Origin of the sequence: Burkholderia sp. Ac-20349 (assembly GCF_017104865.1) — a bacterium.
GTDB lineage: Bacteria > Pseudomonadota > Gammaproteobacteria > Burkholderiales > Burkholderiaceae > Burkholderia > Burkholderia aenigmatica.
The window spans coordinates 114,681-127,935 of record NZ_JAAGPM010000002.1; the positions used below are offsets into that span (position 1 = coordinate 114,681).

13 protein-coding genes are annotated in these 13,255 nt (G+C 67.4%); 6 read left to right on the forward strand and 7 right to left on the reverse strand.

Annotated features, from left to right (window positions below; genetic code table 11):
• Positions 1–7 precede the first annotated feature (7 nt).
• Genes G3N61_RS01420 through G3N61_RS01430 form a run of 3 tightly spaced genes read left to right on the forward strand, consistent with a single transcriptional unit; the run spans position 8 to position 4,052 of the window.
• Positions 8–2,101, forward strand: a complete 2,094-nt coding sequence (locus G3N61_RS01420) for an FUSC family protein (protein ID WP_205821163.1) — start codon at positions 8–10, stop codon at positions 2,099–2,101.
• Positions 2,098–3,582 (forward strand): MdtP family multidrug efflux transporter outer membrane subunit, encoded by a 1,485-nt coding sequence (locus G3N61_RS01425; protein ID WP_205821164.1) that lies wholly within the window; start codon positions 2,098–2,100, stop codon positions 3,580–3,582. Before G3N61_RS01420 ends, G3N61_RS01425 begins: the two co-directional genes overlap by 4 nt.
• Positions 3,582–4,052: a MarR family winged helix-turn-helix transcriptional regulator gene (locus G3N61_RS01430; RefSeq protein WP_205821165.1), complete on the forward strand. Its 471-nt coding sequence runs from the start codon at positions 3,582–3,584 to the stop codon at positions 4,050–4,052. The genes G3N61_RS01425 and G3N61_RS01430 overlap by 1 nt, the downstream gene beginning before the upstream one ends.
• A 305-nt stretch (positions 4,053–4,357) precedes the next feature.
• On the opposite strand, the gene G3N61_RS01435 is transcribed toward G3N61_RS01430, so the two are convergent.
• The 5 genes from G3N61_RS01435 to G3N61_RS01455 form a co-directional block, all read right to left on the reverse strand.
• Positions 4,358–5,047, reverse strand: coding sequence for a PqiC family protein (locus tag G3N61_RS01435; RefSeq protein WP_205821166.1), 690 nt, complete (start codon positions 5,045–5,047; stop codon positions 4,358–4,360).
• Positions 5,044–6,696 (reverse strand): MlaD family protein, encoded by a 1,653-nt coding sequence (locus G3N61_RS01440; protein WP_205821167.1) that lies wholly within the window; start codon positions 6,694–6,696, stop codon positions 5,044–5,046. Before G3N61_RS01440 ends, G3N61_RS01435 begins: the two co-directional genes overlap by 4 nt.
• A complete protein-coding gene (locus G3N61_RS01445; protein WP_205821168.1) occupies positions 6,689–7,342 on the reverse strand; it encodes a paraquat-inducible protein A in 654 nt (217 codons plus the stop codon). Before G3N61_RS01445 ends, G3N61_RS01440 begins: the two co-directional genes overlap by 8 nt.
• Positions 7,339–7,986, reverse strand: a complete 648-nt coding sequence (locus G3N61_RS01450) for a paraquat-inducible protein A (RefSeq protein WP_205821169.1) — start codon at positions 7,984–7,986, stop codon at positions 7,339–7,341. Before G3N61_RS01450 ends, G3N61_RS01445 begins: the two co-directional genes overlap by 4 nt.
• A gap of 83 nt (positions 7,987–8,069) precedes the next feature.
• Entirely contained in the window at positions 8,070–8,525 is a 456-nt protein-coding gene (locus tag G3N61_RS01455) for a MarR family winged helix-turn-helix transcriptional regulator (protein ID WP_196249825.1), read from the reverse strand.
• Between the two features lie 71 nt (positions 8,526–8,596).
• Here G3N61_RS01455 and G3N61_RS40180 point away from each other — a divergent pair, with 71 nt between their 5' ends.
• Together G3N61_RS40180 and G3N61_RS01470 are read left to right on the forward strand one after the other, a co-directional pair.
• Entirely contained in the window at positions 8,597–10,105 is a 1,509-nt protein-coding gene (locus G3N61_RS40180; RefSeq protein WP_346778531.1) for a helix-turn-helix domain-containing protein, read from the forward strand.
• A 209-nt stretch (positions 10,106–10,314) separates the two neighbouring features.
• Positions 10,315–10,923 (forward strand): alpha/beta hydrolase, encoded by a 609-nt coding sequence (locus G3N61_RS01470; protein ID WP_346778532.1) that lies wholly within the window; start codon positions 10,315–10,317, stop codon positions 10,921–10,923.
• Positions 10,924–11,005: 82 nt separating this feature from the next.
• Here the strand turns inward: G3N61_RS01470 and G3N61_RS01475 are convergent, their stop codons facing one another.
• Positions 11,006–11,191: a hypothetical protein gene (locus G3N61_RS01475; protein ID WP_155291993.1), complete on the reverse strand. Its 186-nt coding sequence runs from the start codon at positions 11,189–11,191 to the stop codon at positions 11,006–11,008.
• 39 nt (positions 11,192–11,230) lie between these two features.
• On the opposite strand from G3N61_RS01475, the gene G3N61_RS01480 reads away from it, so the two are divergent.
• Positions 11,231–12,487 (forward strand): MFS transporter, encoded by a 1,257-nt coding sequence (locus tag G3N61_RS01480; protein WP_205821170.1) that lies wholly within the window; start codon positions 11,231–11,233, stop codon positions 12,485–12,487.
• Positions 12,488–12,505: 18 nt separating this feature from the next.
• Here G3N61_RS01480 and G3N61_RS01485 read toward each other — a convergent pair whose 3' ends face one another.
• Positions 12,506–13,249, reverse strand: coding sequence for a polysaccharide deacetylase family protein (locus tag G3N61_RS01485; RefSeq protein ID WP_205821172.1), 744 nt, complete (start codon positions 13,247–13,249; stop codon positions 12,506–12,508).
• Positions 13,250–13,255: the final 6 nt, after the last annotated feature.

The following is a 13,255-nucleotide window of genomic DNA, read 5'->3' on the forward strand; positions in this document are numbered from 1 at the left end:
GCGTGACATGAGCGCCGGGCATCCCGCCGCAAGCCGCCTGCAGCGCTTCGCCCGCTTCATCGGCGGCGAAATCCGGCCGTACCCGGGGCGCTTGAACGTGACACTGCGCTGCGTGCTCGCAAGCGCGCTCGTCATCGTCGCGTCGATGGCGTTGCAGGTGCCGCTCCTGGCGCTGTCGCTGATCGTCGTGTTCTACGTGACGCAGGCGAACGTGGTGGTGACGCGGCTGATCGGCGTGCTGTTCGTGATCGGCTCGACCGTGGCGGTCGGCAGCGCGATCCTCGTGCTCAAGTTCACCTACGACTATCCGTTGCTGCGGATTCTGCTCGCGAGCGCGCTGTTCCTGTTCAGCGTCTACATGATGCGGGTGGCGAAGATCGGGGTCGTGTTCTTCATCGTCGCGATCGTCGTCATTTACGTGCAGACGTTCGTCGATCGAACCGACCAGGCCGAACTGCTGGTGCGTACCACGTTGTGGGTGTGGGTCGCGGTCAACTACGCGATCGCGGTGACGCTCGCGATCAATACGCTGTTCCTGCCCGCGGAGCCGGTGCGTCAGCTCGAAGCGGCCATGCGCGGCCAGCTGACTGCGATCGATGCGGCGCTGGCACGGCTCGACCATCGCGCATCGGCGGCTGGCGGGCCGGGCGCGCGCGAGATCCAGGCCGGTGCGCTGACGCTCCAGAAACTGCTGCGCTTTGCGACGATGCGGGATGCGTCGTATCGCGCGAATCAGGCGCTGCACCTCGCGCGGGTGGCGACGGTGTCCCGCCTGTACGCGGCGGCCGGCCATCTGCCGGACACTGCGGCCGGCACGGCGGCAGACGCGATACGCGCACTGCGCGACGCATGCCGTGGTCTCGGCGACGCGATCGAAACGGGCACGCGATTCGTCGCGCCGCCGTCGCTGGTCGACTTGCCGACGGACGGCTTGCCCGGCGCGCTGGCGGACATGCGCGACGCGTTGCTGGCGTTCGCGGATCGATCCGCCGCACCGCCGGCCACCCCGTCCCCGGCCGAGAAGGCGCGCCTGCTGGTTCCGGACGCGTTGACCAATCCCGCCTACGTGCAGTTCGCGTTGAAGACGCTGATGGCCGCGCTGCTCAGCTACGTCTTCTATGTCGCGACCGATTGGCCGGGCATTCATACGATGATGCTGAGCTGCCTGATCGTTGCGCAGCCGAGCCTCGGCGCCACGACCCAGCGCGCGGCGCTCCGGATCGGCGGCGCGGCGGTCGGCAGCGCACTGGCGCTCGCGATGGTCGTGTGGGTCGTGCCGCATCTCGACGACATCGTCGGCCTGTTGATGATGACGTTGCCGGTGGTTGCGCTGGGCGCGTGGGTGTCCGCCGGGTCGGAACGCATCAGCTATGCCGGCACGCAGATCGTGTTTACGTTCGCGCTGGCCTTGCTGGAGAAATTCGGCCCGACCACCGACCTCACCGAAATCCGCGACCGGATGATCGGGATCCTGCTCGGTGTCGTCGTGTCGACGGTCGTCCATGCGTGCCTGTGGCCCGAGGCGGAAGGCGAAGCGTTGCGCCAGCGCGCCGCGCGGCTGGTGCGCCGGATCGGCGAGCATCTCCGTGCGGAGCCGGTGCAGCCGGTGCCCGTCGCGCTCTGGAGCGAGTTGGGCGACAGCGAGGCGATGTCGGCGCGCGTCGCGCTCGAGCCGGGATGGCAGATGGCGGACGGCGAGCACGAAGGCCTGACCTTGCGCATGCAGGCGCTGTTGGCCCGGGCCCGGGAAATCCTGCTCGCGGTCGATGCGTTCGGCGCGGAGCGACGTGCGTCGTGGCCGACGCGCACCGCGACTGCGGCAACCGCCTTTCAGCACGAGCTGGCCGCGCTCCTCGACGACTATGCGGACGCGCTGGCCGCGCATCCGCTGACGGTGGGCGCGCCGCCGCGCGCGTCGCTCGATACGCTGGCCGAATGCTGCGCGGCGGATCTTGCGGCCCGACCGACCGATGCGCTGCGGGCCGCGTATGACCGGCTGATGACTCGGGCCGACAGCCTGGCCAGCCAGATCTCGGGCCTGCCCGCATGGGCGCCGGAACCCGCCGGTCCAGTATTGACTTCTCGAGCTTCGCAAGCATGACTGATTCGTTGATTCGCCCTTTCCGTTCATCGTTGCGCCGTATCTCCGTCGCGGTGTTGCTGTGCGGCCTGTCCGCCTGTGCGTTGATTCGTCATGACGTGAAGCCGGCGGCGGCGCTCGACGCCGAACGCATCCGCGTGGCCGACGACATCCATCTGGCGAAGGACGGCTGGCCGTCGGCGCGCTGGTGGACACGCTACGGCGATCCGCAACTGGACGCGCTGGTCGGGCGTGCGCTGGCCGATTCTCCGACGATGGCGATCGCGCGGACGCGCGTGTCGCAGGCCAAGGCCGACGTCGACCTCGTGAAATCGGGCACCGGCCTGCAGGTGGGGGCGCTGGCCTCGGTGGACCGCGAGCGCGTGTCGGGCAACGGCTTCCTGGGCGCCTATTCAGGCAATGAACCGCTCATTGGCGCAACCGGGCCGTGGTACACGGAAGGCATCGTCGGTCTCGGCGCGAGCCTCGATATCGATATCTGGGGCAAGGAGCGCGCGCAGGTGGCGGCTGCGCTGGGCGTGCACAACGCGCGGGTGGTCGAGACTTCGGCCGTCGAACTGGAGCTCTCCGCGGACGTGGTGCAGCTTTACTACGGCATCCAGACCACCTATCGCCTCATCGAGCTGCTGGAGCAGTTGCAGGACGTCGCGACGTTTTCGCTGAATGCGCACGCCGCGCGAGCGGCGCGGGGGCTCGAGCCGCAGACGCAGACCGAGGTTGCCCGTGCGCAGCAGCTGGCGACGGCACGGCAGATCGTGGCCGCCCGGGGGCGCATCACGCAACAGCGCGAAGCCCTGCGCGCGCTGATCGGCGCGGGACCGGACGATCTCGCGGAGATCCGGCCCGTGCCGTTGCCGGCGCCGCCGTCCGCGTTGCCTGCGACGCTGTCGTACGAACTGCTGGCGCGCCGTCCGGATCTGCAGGCGCTGCGCTGGTACGTCGAAGCGTCGTTCGACAAGATCGACGCAGCCAAGGCCGCGTTCTATCCGAGCTTCGACATCAAGGCATTCTTCGGCGTCAATGCGTTGCATCTGGCCGACCTGTTCACGCATGCCAGCCAGCAGATCAACCTGGTGCCCGGCCTGACCCTGCCGATCTTCGACGGGGGGCGGCTCAACGCGAACCTCGGCAACGCCCGCACCGCGAGCAACCTGCTGATCCTGCAGTACAACCAGGCGGTGCTGAACGCCGTGCGCGACGTGGCCACGAGCGGCAGCCGGCTGCAGGATCTCGACGCCGAGGCGGCCCTGCAAACCGGGAAGATCCGCGCGGTGACGTTCACCCAGGACAGCGCCGAGGCCCACTACCAGCGCGGGCTGGCGAGCCAGTTGACCGCGGTCGAGGCGACGCAGGCCGTCATTCAGGAACGGATTGCGCTGCTCGAGATCGACGGCCGGCGAATCGGCCAGGACATCGCGTTGACGAAGGCGCTCGGCGGCGGCTACCGGTCAGACGCACCTGTCGTTCTGAACCCGCGGTAATGCAGCACGTGCCCGACCCGCTCGCATGCTCCGGCCTGGGTGACGCATCGCGCGAGGCAGACGGATTTCGCACGATGCTGGGCGCGCAGCTCGCGATCAAGCGCGTGCTGGACCAGACCATGCTGGCGGCGCTCGGTATCCGGTTCTCGCAAGGGCGTGCGCTGGTTCAGCTCGCTTGCGGCGGCGCGATGTCGTGCCAGCGGCTCGCGAGCGTGCTCGGCTACGGGACCAGCCGCCTCACACGTCTAGCGCAGGATCTCGAACGTCGCGCGCTGATCGTGCGATGCCGGGATGTCCGGGATCGCCGGGCACTGGTGCTGACGCTCACGCCGGCAGGTAAGGCAATCGCGGAGCGTGTCCCGGCCGTCATCGCCGCAGCAGAGGCCGTCGCCCTGGGGCCGTTGACGGCGGAGGAGCGGATGTTCCTCGCACGGTTGCTCCAGCGGATACTTGGCGAGCGTGATGCGTGACGCGTCATCGTCATCGTCATCCCGCGATGGAGTGAAAGCGGCGCGTATCGTCGCTGTCGGAAGGCGCGCATGCGTGGCATGCGCCCGATGGCATCCGATGGACGCCTGTTGCCTACCTGCATCGTTCCCCGACCGCGACCGCTTCTGTCCGCGACTGCTTCTATCGATCAGCCGCCAGTCGATCAGCCAATCTCTTCAACGAATCGAGTCGCGACACGCGGCCTGGCGTTCGTCCAGGGCTACGCACACGCGGCCCCCCGCCGTTTGCCGGCACCACTCCAGCACTGGCGCGGTGCCGGCGGGCGTCACGAATGTTCCGGCACGGAAGGGCAGTGCATGGCCGGCGACACCGTATCGACGTTTTTGGCGATGCGCTGCACGGTCGCCATCGCGCGTACCGTGCCGGCAATCTCGGTCGCAAGCTGACCGATCGCCTGGCGGTGCCCGGTCACGAGCGCGTCGTAGCCCGCGCTCACCGGTACGGCCGCGTGGGTGTGGCAGGTCGTGACGCGCTGGCTGGAGAGCGAGCGCACACTCCAGACGGCATCGAGCACGGCGCGCTGGCCCGGCCACGATTCGAACCGCTGTACGTCCACGCTGACGCGGTATACCGGTACGCCGGGCGGGTAGGCCGAATGGGCGACGTCGATCGTATCGAGCTGATGCGTCAGCGCCGACGAAAGCGCACTGCGAATCTCGTCGGCCGGCGCCGACGCCCAGCGTTCCTGCTCGAGCACGGCAACTTGGCCGATGCTTTTCTGTACGACGAACTGATTCTTCGCAACCTGCTCGGGGACGCCGACGGCGGGCACCTGGATCAGGAACGCCGGATCGGCCGACGGGTTGGGCACAGTGGGCGTGGCGGCCGATCCGTCGGCGGCGAGCGTGTAGAAGCGCGCCGGCGGCGACGCGCAGCCGGCGAGCGTCGCGGCCACGGCAAGGGTTGCGCCGGCCCGTGCGAGAAGCTGGCCGAGGCGTGACGTGCGTGCGTTCATTGCTTGTCTCCAGGCTTGCCTTGCAGCAGCGATTCGGGATGGCGTTCGAGATAGTCGGCGAGCATGTTCAGCGAACGGAGCGTTTGCGTCAGTTCCTTCAGCGCGCCGCGTACGTCCGATTGCAACGGGGAGTCCTGCTGCAGCGTGGCTTCGGCGGTCGTGAACGTCCGCTTCGCGGCCGACAGCGTATCGCGCGCTTCCGGCGCGACCTGCGTGTCGAGCTGCTGGAACAGCTTGTTGGCGTTCGCGAGCGTGCTGTTCAGGTTGTTGCCGATCTGGTCGAACGGCACCTTGTCGAGTTTCTTCGCGATGTCGGCGACCTGCACTTGCAGCTCGTCGAGCGTGTTCGGCACGGTCGGCAACTCGATCGTCTCCTGATTGACATCGAGTTTCACGGCCGAGGCGGTCGGGAAGAAGTCGAGCGCGACGTACAACTGGCTCGTCAGCAGGTTGCCCGTGCGCAACTGGCCGCGCAGGCCGTGTTCGACGAGTCGCTGAAGAATTTCGCGGCGCGCGGGTTCGCCCTTGCTGCGGATCGTATCGCGGAAGCGCTTGCCGAGGCGCTCGGGGTAGATGTTCATCGTCACCGGCATCGTGAAGCCCTTGGCTTTCGGATCGTAGTCGATGCCGATATTCGTGACCTCGCCGAGCACGATGCCGCGGAAGTCGACTGGCGCGCCGACGCTGAGCCCGCGCAGCGACTGGTTGAAGTTCATCACGACCGGCACGCGTTCGCCGTCCGGATCGCGCATCGCCTGCGTTTCGTCCGCGCCGAGTGCGAAGACCGTATCGTGCGTGGCAACGGCGCCGGCCGGCTGGTCGACCGGTGCCTGGAACGCGATACCGCCGAGAATCACGGTCGCGAGCGATTGCGTGTTGAGCTTGAGGCCGCTCGAATCGAGCCGCAGATCGACGCCGCTCGCCTGCCACCAGCGCGAGTTCGCATGGACATACTGGTCGTACGGCGCGTTGACGAACACGGTGAACGTGACGCCCGTGCCGAGCGGGTCGAGCGAGAATCCGACGACTTGCCCGACCTGCACGCGCCGGTAGTAGACGGGCGAGCCGATATCGAGGGAGCCGAGCGAATCGCCGCGCAACGTGTATTGCGTGCCGCGCTGGTCGCCGGTGACGGCGGGCGGCGTCTCGAGTCCGATGAACGTGGTGGCGTCGATCTTCGAGCGCCCGGCGTCGACGCCGATGTACGCGCCGGACAGCAGCGTGCCGAGGCCCGACACGCCGCTTGCACCGACCCGCGGCCGCACGACCCAGAACCGCGAATCCTTCACGGCGAAGGTGTCGGCGTCCTTGGTGAGCTGGACGTCGACCAGCACGTGCGACAAGTCCTTGGCAAGCTTGATCGTCTTGACGGTGCCGATTTCGACATCCTTGTATTTCACCCGCGTCTTGCCGGGTTCGAGGCCATCGGCGTTGCGAAAGCTGATCGTGATCTCGGGCCCGCGCTCGAGCACCGACTTGACGACCAGCCCGATACCGATCAGCGCGGCGACGAGCGGCACCAGCCAGACGAGCGACGGCAGCCATCCGGCGCGTGTCGCGATGACGGGATCGGGGACGGACGGGAACGGGTGGCCGTTCCCGGGGCGTTCCGCATTCGAATCGTGTTGCGGGCCTTGCGGACTAGTCATGGTGTTTCCCAGAAGTTTCGACTGGATCCCAGATCAGGCGGGGATCGAACTGCATCGACGCGAGCATCGTGAGGATCACGACCGAACCGAACGCGAGTGCGCCGGGGCCAGCCGTGATCGTCGCCAGCGAGCGGAAATGGACGAGTGCGGCGGTGAGCGTCACGACGAAGATGTCGAGCATCGACCAGCGGCCGATCCGTTCGACTATCCGGTAGAGCCGGGTGCGTTGCATCGGTCGCCACGCGGAGCGGCGCTGTGCGGTGAAAGCGAGGATGAAGAGCACGCCGAGCTTGAGCATCGGCACGAGGATGCTCGCGACGAACACGACGACGGCGAGCGGCCATTCGCCCGACGCCCAGAAATAGACGACGCCGCTCATGATCGTGTCGTCCTGCGAACCGACGATCGACGTCGTGTGCATCATCGGCAGCAGGTTGGCCGGGATATAGAGGATCGCGGCGGCGATCAGCAGCGCCCACGTGCGTGCGAGGCCATTCGGGATGCGCGCGTGCAGCGCCGTGCCGCAGCGCGTGCAGCGGGCCGGGGTGGCATGCGGGTGCCCGGCGCCCGGCTGCGCGTGCCGCTGTACGCGGCCGCACGCGTGGCAGCCCGTCACACCCGCCCGGGTAGCTGTGACGATGTTCATCGTGCGGTCGCGCGACGTGCCGGACCGCCCGCCGCCCGCTCGCGCAGCGCATCGGCCACGTCCCACAGCGCGCGGGGATCGAACGCGGCGGCCACGGCAAGCAGCAGTGTGAGCGTCGCGAACGCGAACAGCGCCGCCTCGGGGACGACTTGTGCGAGGCTCACCATCTTCACGATCGTGACGAGAATGCCGAGCATGAACACCTCGATCATGCCCCACGGGCGGACGAGCTGGATCGCCCGCAACACGGTGTCGAAGGCCGGCGGGATCCGGCCGGCGCGAAGCGGGGCCAGCAGGTAGAGCAGCGCGGTCAGCTCGACCAGCGGAAACAGCAGGGCGGAACAGAACACCATGACCGCGACGATCCGCATGTCCTGGCGCCACAGCGCTTCGAGCGCACCGGTCAGCGTGGTCTGCACATGCATGCCGCTGACGTTCATGTCGAGGATCGGGAAACATTGGGCGATCGCGAACGCAATCAGTGCCGCGAGCGTGAGCGCGCAGAGCCGGTCGAGCTGCGCGGCATGGCCGCGGTAGAGCCGTTCGTTGCAGCGCGGGCAGCGCGCGGTTGCTTTGCCCGCGAGGCGCGGCTTGTTCAGCACGGCATCGCAGGTATGGCAAACAATCAAGGCAGGTTGGGACACGTGACGTGATTCGTTTCGGTTCTATCGGTAATGCGCGGCGTCCCGATGGCGGCATGAACGGGCCGCATCGAGGCCGGCGAGGGTCAACGGCGAGGCTTCCGCACTTCGTCGAGCATGCGGGCCAGCGAGGCGCCGAGAACGCGACGTTCCTCGACGGACAAGCGGCCGAGCACGGCCTGCCCGGCCTGGGCGAGGACCGACGGGATCTGCCGGGCGAGCGCGAGGCCGGCGGGCGTCAGCGACAGGTTGCGCGTGCGGCGATCGTCGCTGCCCGGACGGCATACGACCCATTCGCGGTTGGGCAGATCGTGCACCAGTCGCGAGATCCGGCTCGTACCGCAGCCGAGCGCCTTCGCGAGATCCTGTTGCGAGACGGTTTCGCCGCCCGCGAGCTGGACCAGCACGCTGCCCTGCGAGAAGGAGATCCCGAGTGTCGTCAGCATGCGCTGGTCGAGCATGCGCTCGATCGAGACACGGATGTCCAGCAGCAACCGGAAGCTGTCGACGTGGCACGGTGTGCCACCTCGGCTGAAGGACAAAAAGTTCTCGAACATACTCGGCATCACCCTGCATTCGACGCGACACGCGCATCCGGTCGATATCCACCACCGTGCGCGCTGGGCAAGGTGCGGTTTCGATGGTAAGCGTGCGGGGCCGGCGGGAAAATTGGAAAATCCGACAATGCGATTGTCGATATTCACAACGCGACCGGTCGCAGCCATGCCGCCGCCAAGCAAATCCGCGATACTTTCGCCTACGCGGGCACAGCACCGCGCTGTGCCTGTCCATTCCATTGCGACCCAAGCCGACCATGCCAGTCATCGTTCCCACCCTCAGCTCGCGCCTGCGCGACAAGCTTGCCGAGCTCGCGGACGACCGCGCCGTGATCGTCGAGAGCGCGTATGCAATCCTGATGAAGCTCGAGGGCTACCGGGACCTCGCGCCGACCGTCCGAAACGACATCTTCGAAACGATGTCGCTGCAGACGGATCTCTGCCTCCGGTCGTTACTGACGGGGAAGCCCTGTTCGGCGGAGGTCATCGACGCGTTGCAGGAATCGGCGCGGCGCCGCGTGCACCAGAATGTGCCGCTGCAGTCGATCCTGCGTGCGTATCAGCTTGGCGCGCGCGAGATCTGGCGGGTGAGCGCCGAGCTCGGCCGGGCCGACCCGGCACTCGCCGAGGAATTGCTGTTCGACGTGTCGCCGTATCTGTTCGACTTCTTCGACGAGCAGGCGCAGATCACCGCGCAAGCCTATCTGGCCGAGCAGCACCAGCAAGCCTGGTGGCGTGAATCGCTGCTGCATCAGTTCCGCGACGTGATCTTCCATGCGTCCGGCGATGCTGCGATGTTTGCGGAGCTGGCCGCCGCACTCGGACTGGATGCCACGTCACCGCGCGTCGCACTCGCGATCGACGCCGATCTCCGGGATCTTCCGCCGGTTGTCCGGTACGACGAACTCGAACGGCTCGTCCTGATTGCGGCACGGCATCTGGACGTGGCGCGGGAGGCGCTCGTGCATGCGTGGCATCGCGAACGGCTGGTGATCTGGGTGCCGTGCACGCGCGGCGATACGCTCAGCCGCTGCGACCAGATCGTGGCCGAGCGGGCGGCGCGCCTCGTCGGTGCGGAACCACGCATGCGCAACATCGGGATCGGCCTGATGAATCATGGCGCGGACGGCTGGGCTGCGTCGGTCACCGAGGCGTTGAAGGCCGTCGACTTCGCGCCGCGCGACGGGCAGTCCCGCAGGATCCACCGATATTCGTCGATGGCGATCGAGGAAAGCGTGCGCGGCACGCCCAACGTGCTGCGCTACCTGGTGTCGTTGATCGAGCAGTTGTCGGGCGAGGCGGATCTGATCGCGACGCTCGCCGCCTATTTCGAGAGCGGGCAGCGGCGCAGGGTGACGGCCGAACGCCTGAACATTCATCCCAATACGTTGATCCATCGGCTGGAGCGCATCGAAACCGTGCTGGGCGCGTCGCTCGACGATCCGGGCTGGATCGCGCAACTCGACATCGCGCTCAAACTGAGGCACGCCACGTCCGGATGCGCGGCACCCGAGCCGACCGAAGCCGAACCGAAACCGCGGCGAGGGCGCGCCAGCGCGAAATGACCGGCCGGGGCGGCGTGTCGGGCAGCGTCACGCGTGGTCGCGCACCGCCATCGCGAGCGGCATCATCGCCGGCCCGATGGAGGCGAGCAGGCGCTCTTTCGATACCCCGTCGCGGGATTGCACGGAAATGCCGTGCAGCTGCGTCGCATAGAAATCGGCCAGCGCCTTGATGTCGGTGCCGCGCGCTGGTCAACGCGACGCAATGCGTCGTGCTGTCGGTCGATTACCGGCTTGCGCCGGAGCACCGGTTTCCGGTCCCGCTGGAGGATTTCTGCGATGCGCTGGACTGGGTAGTCGGCGAGGCGGCCGGCCTGGGGCTGGACCCGACGCGCATCGCCGTCGGCGGCGACAGTGCCGGAGGAAACCTGGCGGCGGCTGCCTGCCTGGTCGCACGGGAGCGGGGCGGCCCGTCGATCGCGCATCAGCTGTTGCTGTACCCGCCGCTGGATGCGTCGATGAGCACGACGTCCTATCGGACTTGCGGGCAGGGCTACTACCTGACGCAAGAGATCATGCGGTATTGCTTCGACCTGTACCTGGCCGATGCGGACGACGGCAGCTCACCCAGCGTGTCGCCGCTGCGGGCGGCGTCGCTCGAGGGTTTGCCACCGGCCACGTTGCTGGCGTGCGAGTACGACCCGGTACGCGACGACGCGCTGATGTATGCCGAGCGATTGCGGGAGGCCGGCGTGCCGGTCGATTGCGTCGTGCTGCCGGGGATGATCCATGCGTGCATCCATATGGCTGGCGTGACGCCGGCAGCCCGCCAGGTGTTCGACGTGGCCGGCGCGCAGATGCGCAGGGCGTTCCGGCGGTGAGCGCATGGCCGAAGGGTGCGTGCGCGAACTTGGGAAGACCGGCGCGTTTTCGGTGGCTTCGACGGACTTCCTGTCTGGCAGATCACGCAGTCGACGTATTGACGCCCGACAGCAGGTTGACTAAATTCTTCTCCATGAACGCACTTTTCGTCACGACCACGACTACCACCACGACCGCCAATGGCGGGCCGGGAGGAGGTTGCGCGTCGTAGTCCAGTGTGTCGAACCCACCCCAAGCCCCGCCGGAAACGGACGGGGCTTTTTTCATGCTCCGTCTGGCCGGCATCGAACGTCAGCGGAGAACAGGATGGAAGATTGCGATCGCCGGGTGTCCGGCGACAGAGTCGACTCGTTTCGCCAGAAGTCCAACAAGCCGGCCGCGTGGCTCACCGGAATCGCGGAAGGCGTGTCGACGTCGACGCGCGTCCTGCTGATCTTCCAGTTCCTGGTGAACCTGTCGGTGTTTGGATCGCTGCCGCTGCTTGCCGCGTTCCTGGACATGGAGCGTCATCTGGATGCGAGTAGCGTCGCCAGCGTGCTGACGGTGAATCTGCTGGCGAGCCGGCTGCTGCCGCTCGTTCTGGGGGCGTCGACGGATCGCTTCAGCAGTCGCGTGCTGACCACGCTCGGCCTGCTTTGCCGCGCGGCGGGGTTCGTCGGATTCGCGTATGCGCTGTCGTTGCCGGGCCTGCTGCCGTGGGCATGCCTGTCCGGGCTGGGGGCCGCGCTTTACGAAACGACCGCGTATTCGATCTTCGGCTCGCTCGATGGCGCCGTGCGTCCCAAGGTGTTCGCGCTGAACAATCTGGCGCTCAATCTCGGCGCGTTGATCGGCCCGGCGTTGCTGTTCGTCGTGCCGAACACGAACGGGGCACTGCCGTTTCTGGTGAGCGGCGCGGTGTTCACCGCGCTCGCGCTGATTGCACCGTGGATCGCGGGGCGAAGCAGGCGCAACGCAGTCGCGGCGCACCCGCTGCGCGGTGTGCTGGTCGCGTTTGGCGACAGGCGGTTTCGCCGGCTCTGCTGGGCGCTTGTCCCGTTCTGGACCGTGTATACGCAGATTTACGTATTCATTCCGTTGACCTTCTCGCATGGCGCACATGGCTATAACGGCGTGAGACCGTTCTACATCACGAATGCGCTGATCGGAATCGCCACCGCGTGGCTCGGCATGGGCTGGTTTCAGCGCACGAACTGGCGCGCGATGATGGTGATCGGGCATGCCGCGTTGTGCGGCTGCTTTGCGATGGCGGCACTGCTGTTCGCTCGCGATCGGGGCGCGGATGCGTCGCTCGTGATCCTGATCGTCATTGCGATCGTCTTCACGTTTGGCGAAAGCCTGATTCTTCCCGCGTCGAACATTGCGCTCGCCGACCTGACGACGGACGGCAATGCCGGCAGCTATTTCGGTGCGTCGGCGATTTCGTGGGCGATCGGCGGGTTGCTCGGCAACTTCATCGGCAGCATCGCCGCAGGCTGGACGGCGCTCGCGCCGGGATGGATCCTTTTTATGGGAATCGCGCTGGCCGGTCTGCTCGCATTCTGCCGGCAGCGGCCGGCATAGCCAGGGCGACGGTCGATGTCACGTGAGCGACCTGCGCCGCCGTACCCGTGCCTTGGCGCACTTGAACCACAGCCGCAGCGCACCGACACCGCCCGCGACCGGAATCCGCGGCAACAGGAACCGGTCGTCGTGCGCATCGGCGCAGCCGCGCCGGGTCGTCGTCGCGTGGTGGTAACCCGCGGCGGCGACCTGGTCGCGCACGCGCGGGTCCAGATCGCCGTACGGATAGCAGAACGATTCGACCGGCTGGCCGCTCAACGCTTCGAGCCGCCGCTTCGATTCGGCGATTTGCACCGCCGACACGTGCGCTGGCACGTGCGACAGCGCGACGTGATCGAGCGTATGCGAACCGATTTCATGGCCGCGATCGCGCCAGGCGAGCATGTCCGCGCACGTCATGAGCGGCGAGCATGCGGTATCGGCGCCCGCATCCCAGTCGTTCTCGCCGCCGAACCGGCCGGCGACGAAGTAGCAGGTCGCGGTGAAGCCGAGCTCGTCCAGCACGGGCATCGCATGCGTCAGAACGTTGAGAAAGCCGTCGTCGAACGAAATGCCGAAGACCTTCCCGCTGCGCTCGCCGCGCAGATACGGCTGCAGTTCGCGCACGCTCAGGCCGCGATAGCCGAGCCGCCTGAACAGCGTCATCTGGCGGCGGAACGCGTCGGGCGCGACGCTCAGGCTGCGCAGCCGGTCGGGCGGCGGCGGCAGCGTGCGGATCTGGTGATACATCAGGATCGGGTAGCGCGGGGCGGACAGCAGCATGAGCGG

Bases quoted from the DNA above. Each gene is read 5' to 3' on its own strand.
- G3N61_RS01445 (WP_205821168.1), bottom strand. From the start codon at position 7,342: ATGAACATCGTCACAGCTACCCGGGCGGGTGTGACGGGCTGCCACGCG.
- G3N61_RS01475 (WP_155291993.1), bottom strand. From the start codon at position 11,191: ATGAAAAAAGCCCCGTCCGTTTCCGGCGGGGCTTGGGGTGGGTTCGAC.
- G3N61_RS01440 (WP_205821167.1), bottom strand. From the start codon at position 6,696: ATGACTAGTCCGCAAGGCCCGCAACACGATTCGAATGCGGAACGCCCC.
- G3N61_RS01420 (WP_205821163.1), top strand. From the start codon at position 8: ATGAGCGCCGGGCATCCCGCCGCAAGCCGCCTGCAGCGCTTCGCCCGC.
- G3N61_RS01480 (WP_205821170.1), top strand. From the start codon at position 11,231: ATGGAAGATTGCGATCGCCGGGTGTCCGGCGACAGAGTCGACTCGTTT.
- G3N61_RS01425 (WP_205821164.1), top strand. From the start codon at position 2,098: ATGACTGATTCGTTGATTCGCCCTTTCCGTTCATCGTTGCGCCGTATC.
- G3N61_RS01435 (WP_205821166.1), bottom strand. From the start codon at position 5,047: ATGAACGCACGCACGTCACGCCTCGGCCAGCTTCTCGCACGGGCCGGC.
- G3N61_RS01430 (WP_205821165.1), top strand. From the start codon at position 3,582: ATGCAGCACGTGCCCGACCCGCTCGCATGCTCCGGCCTGGGTGACGCA.
- G3N61_RS01485 (WP_205821172.1), bottom strand. From the start codon at position 13,249: ATGCTGCTGTCCGCCCCGCGCTACCCGATCCTGATGTATCACCAGATC.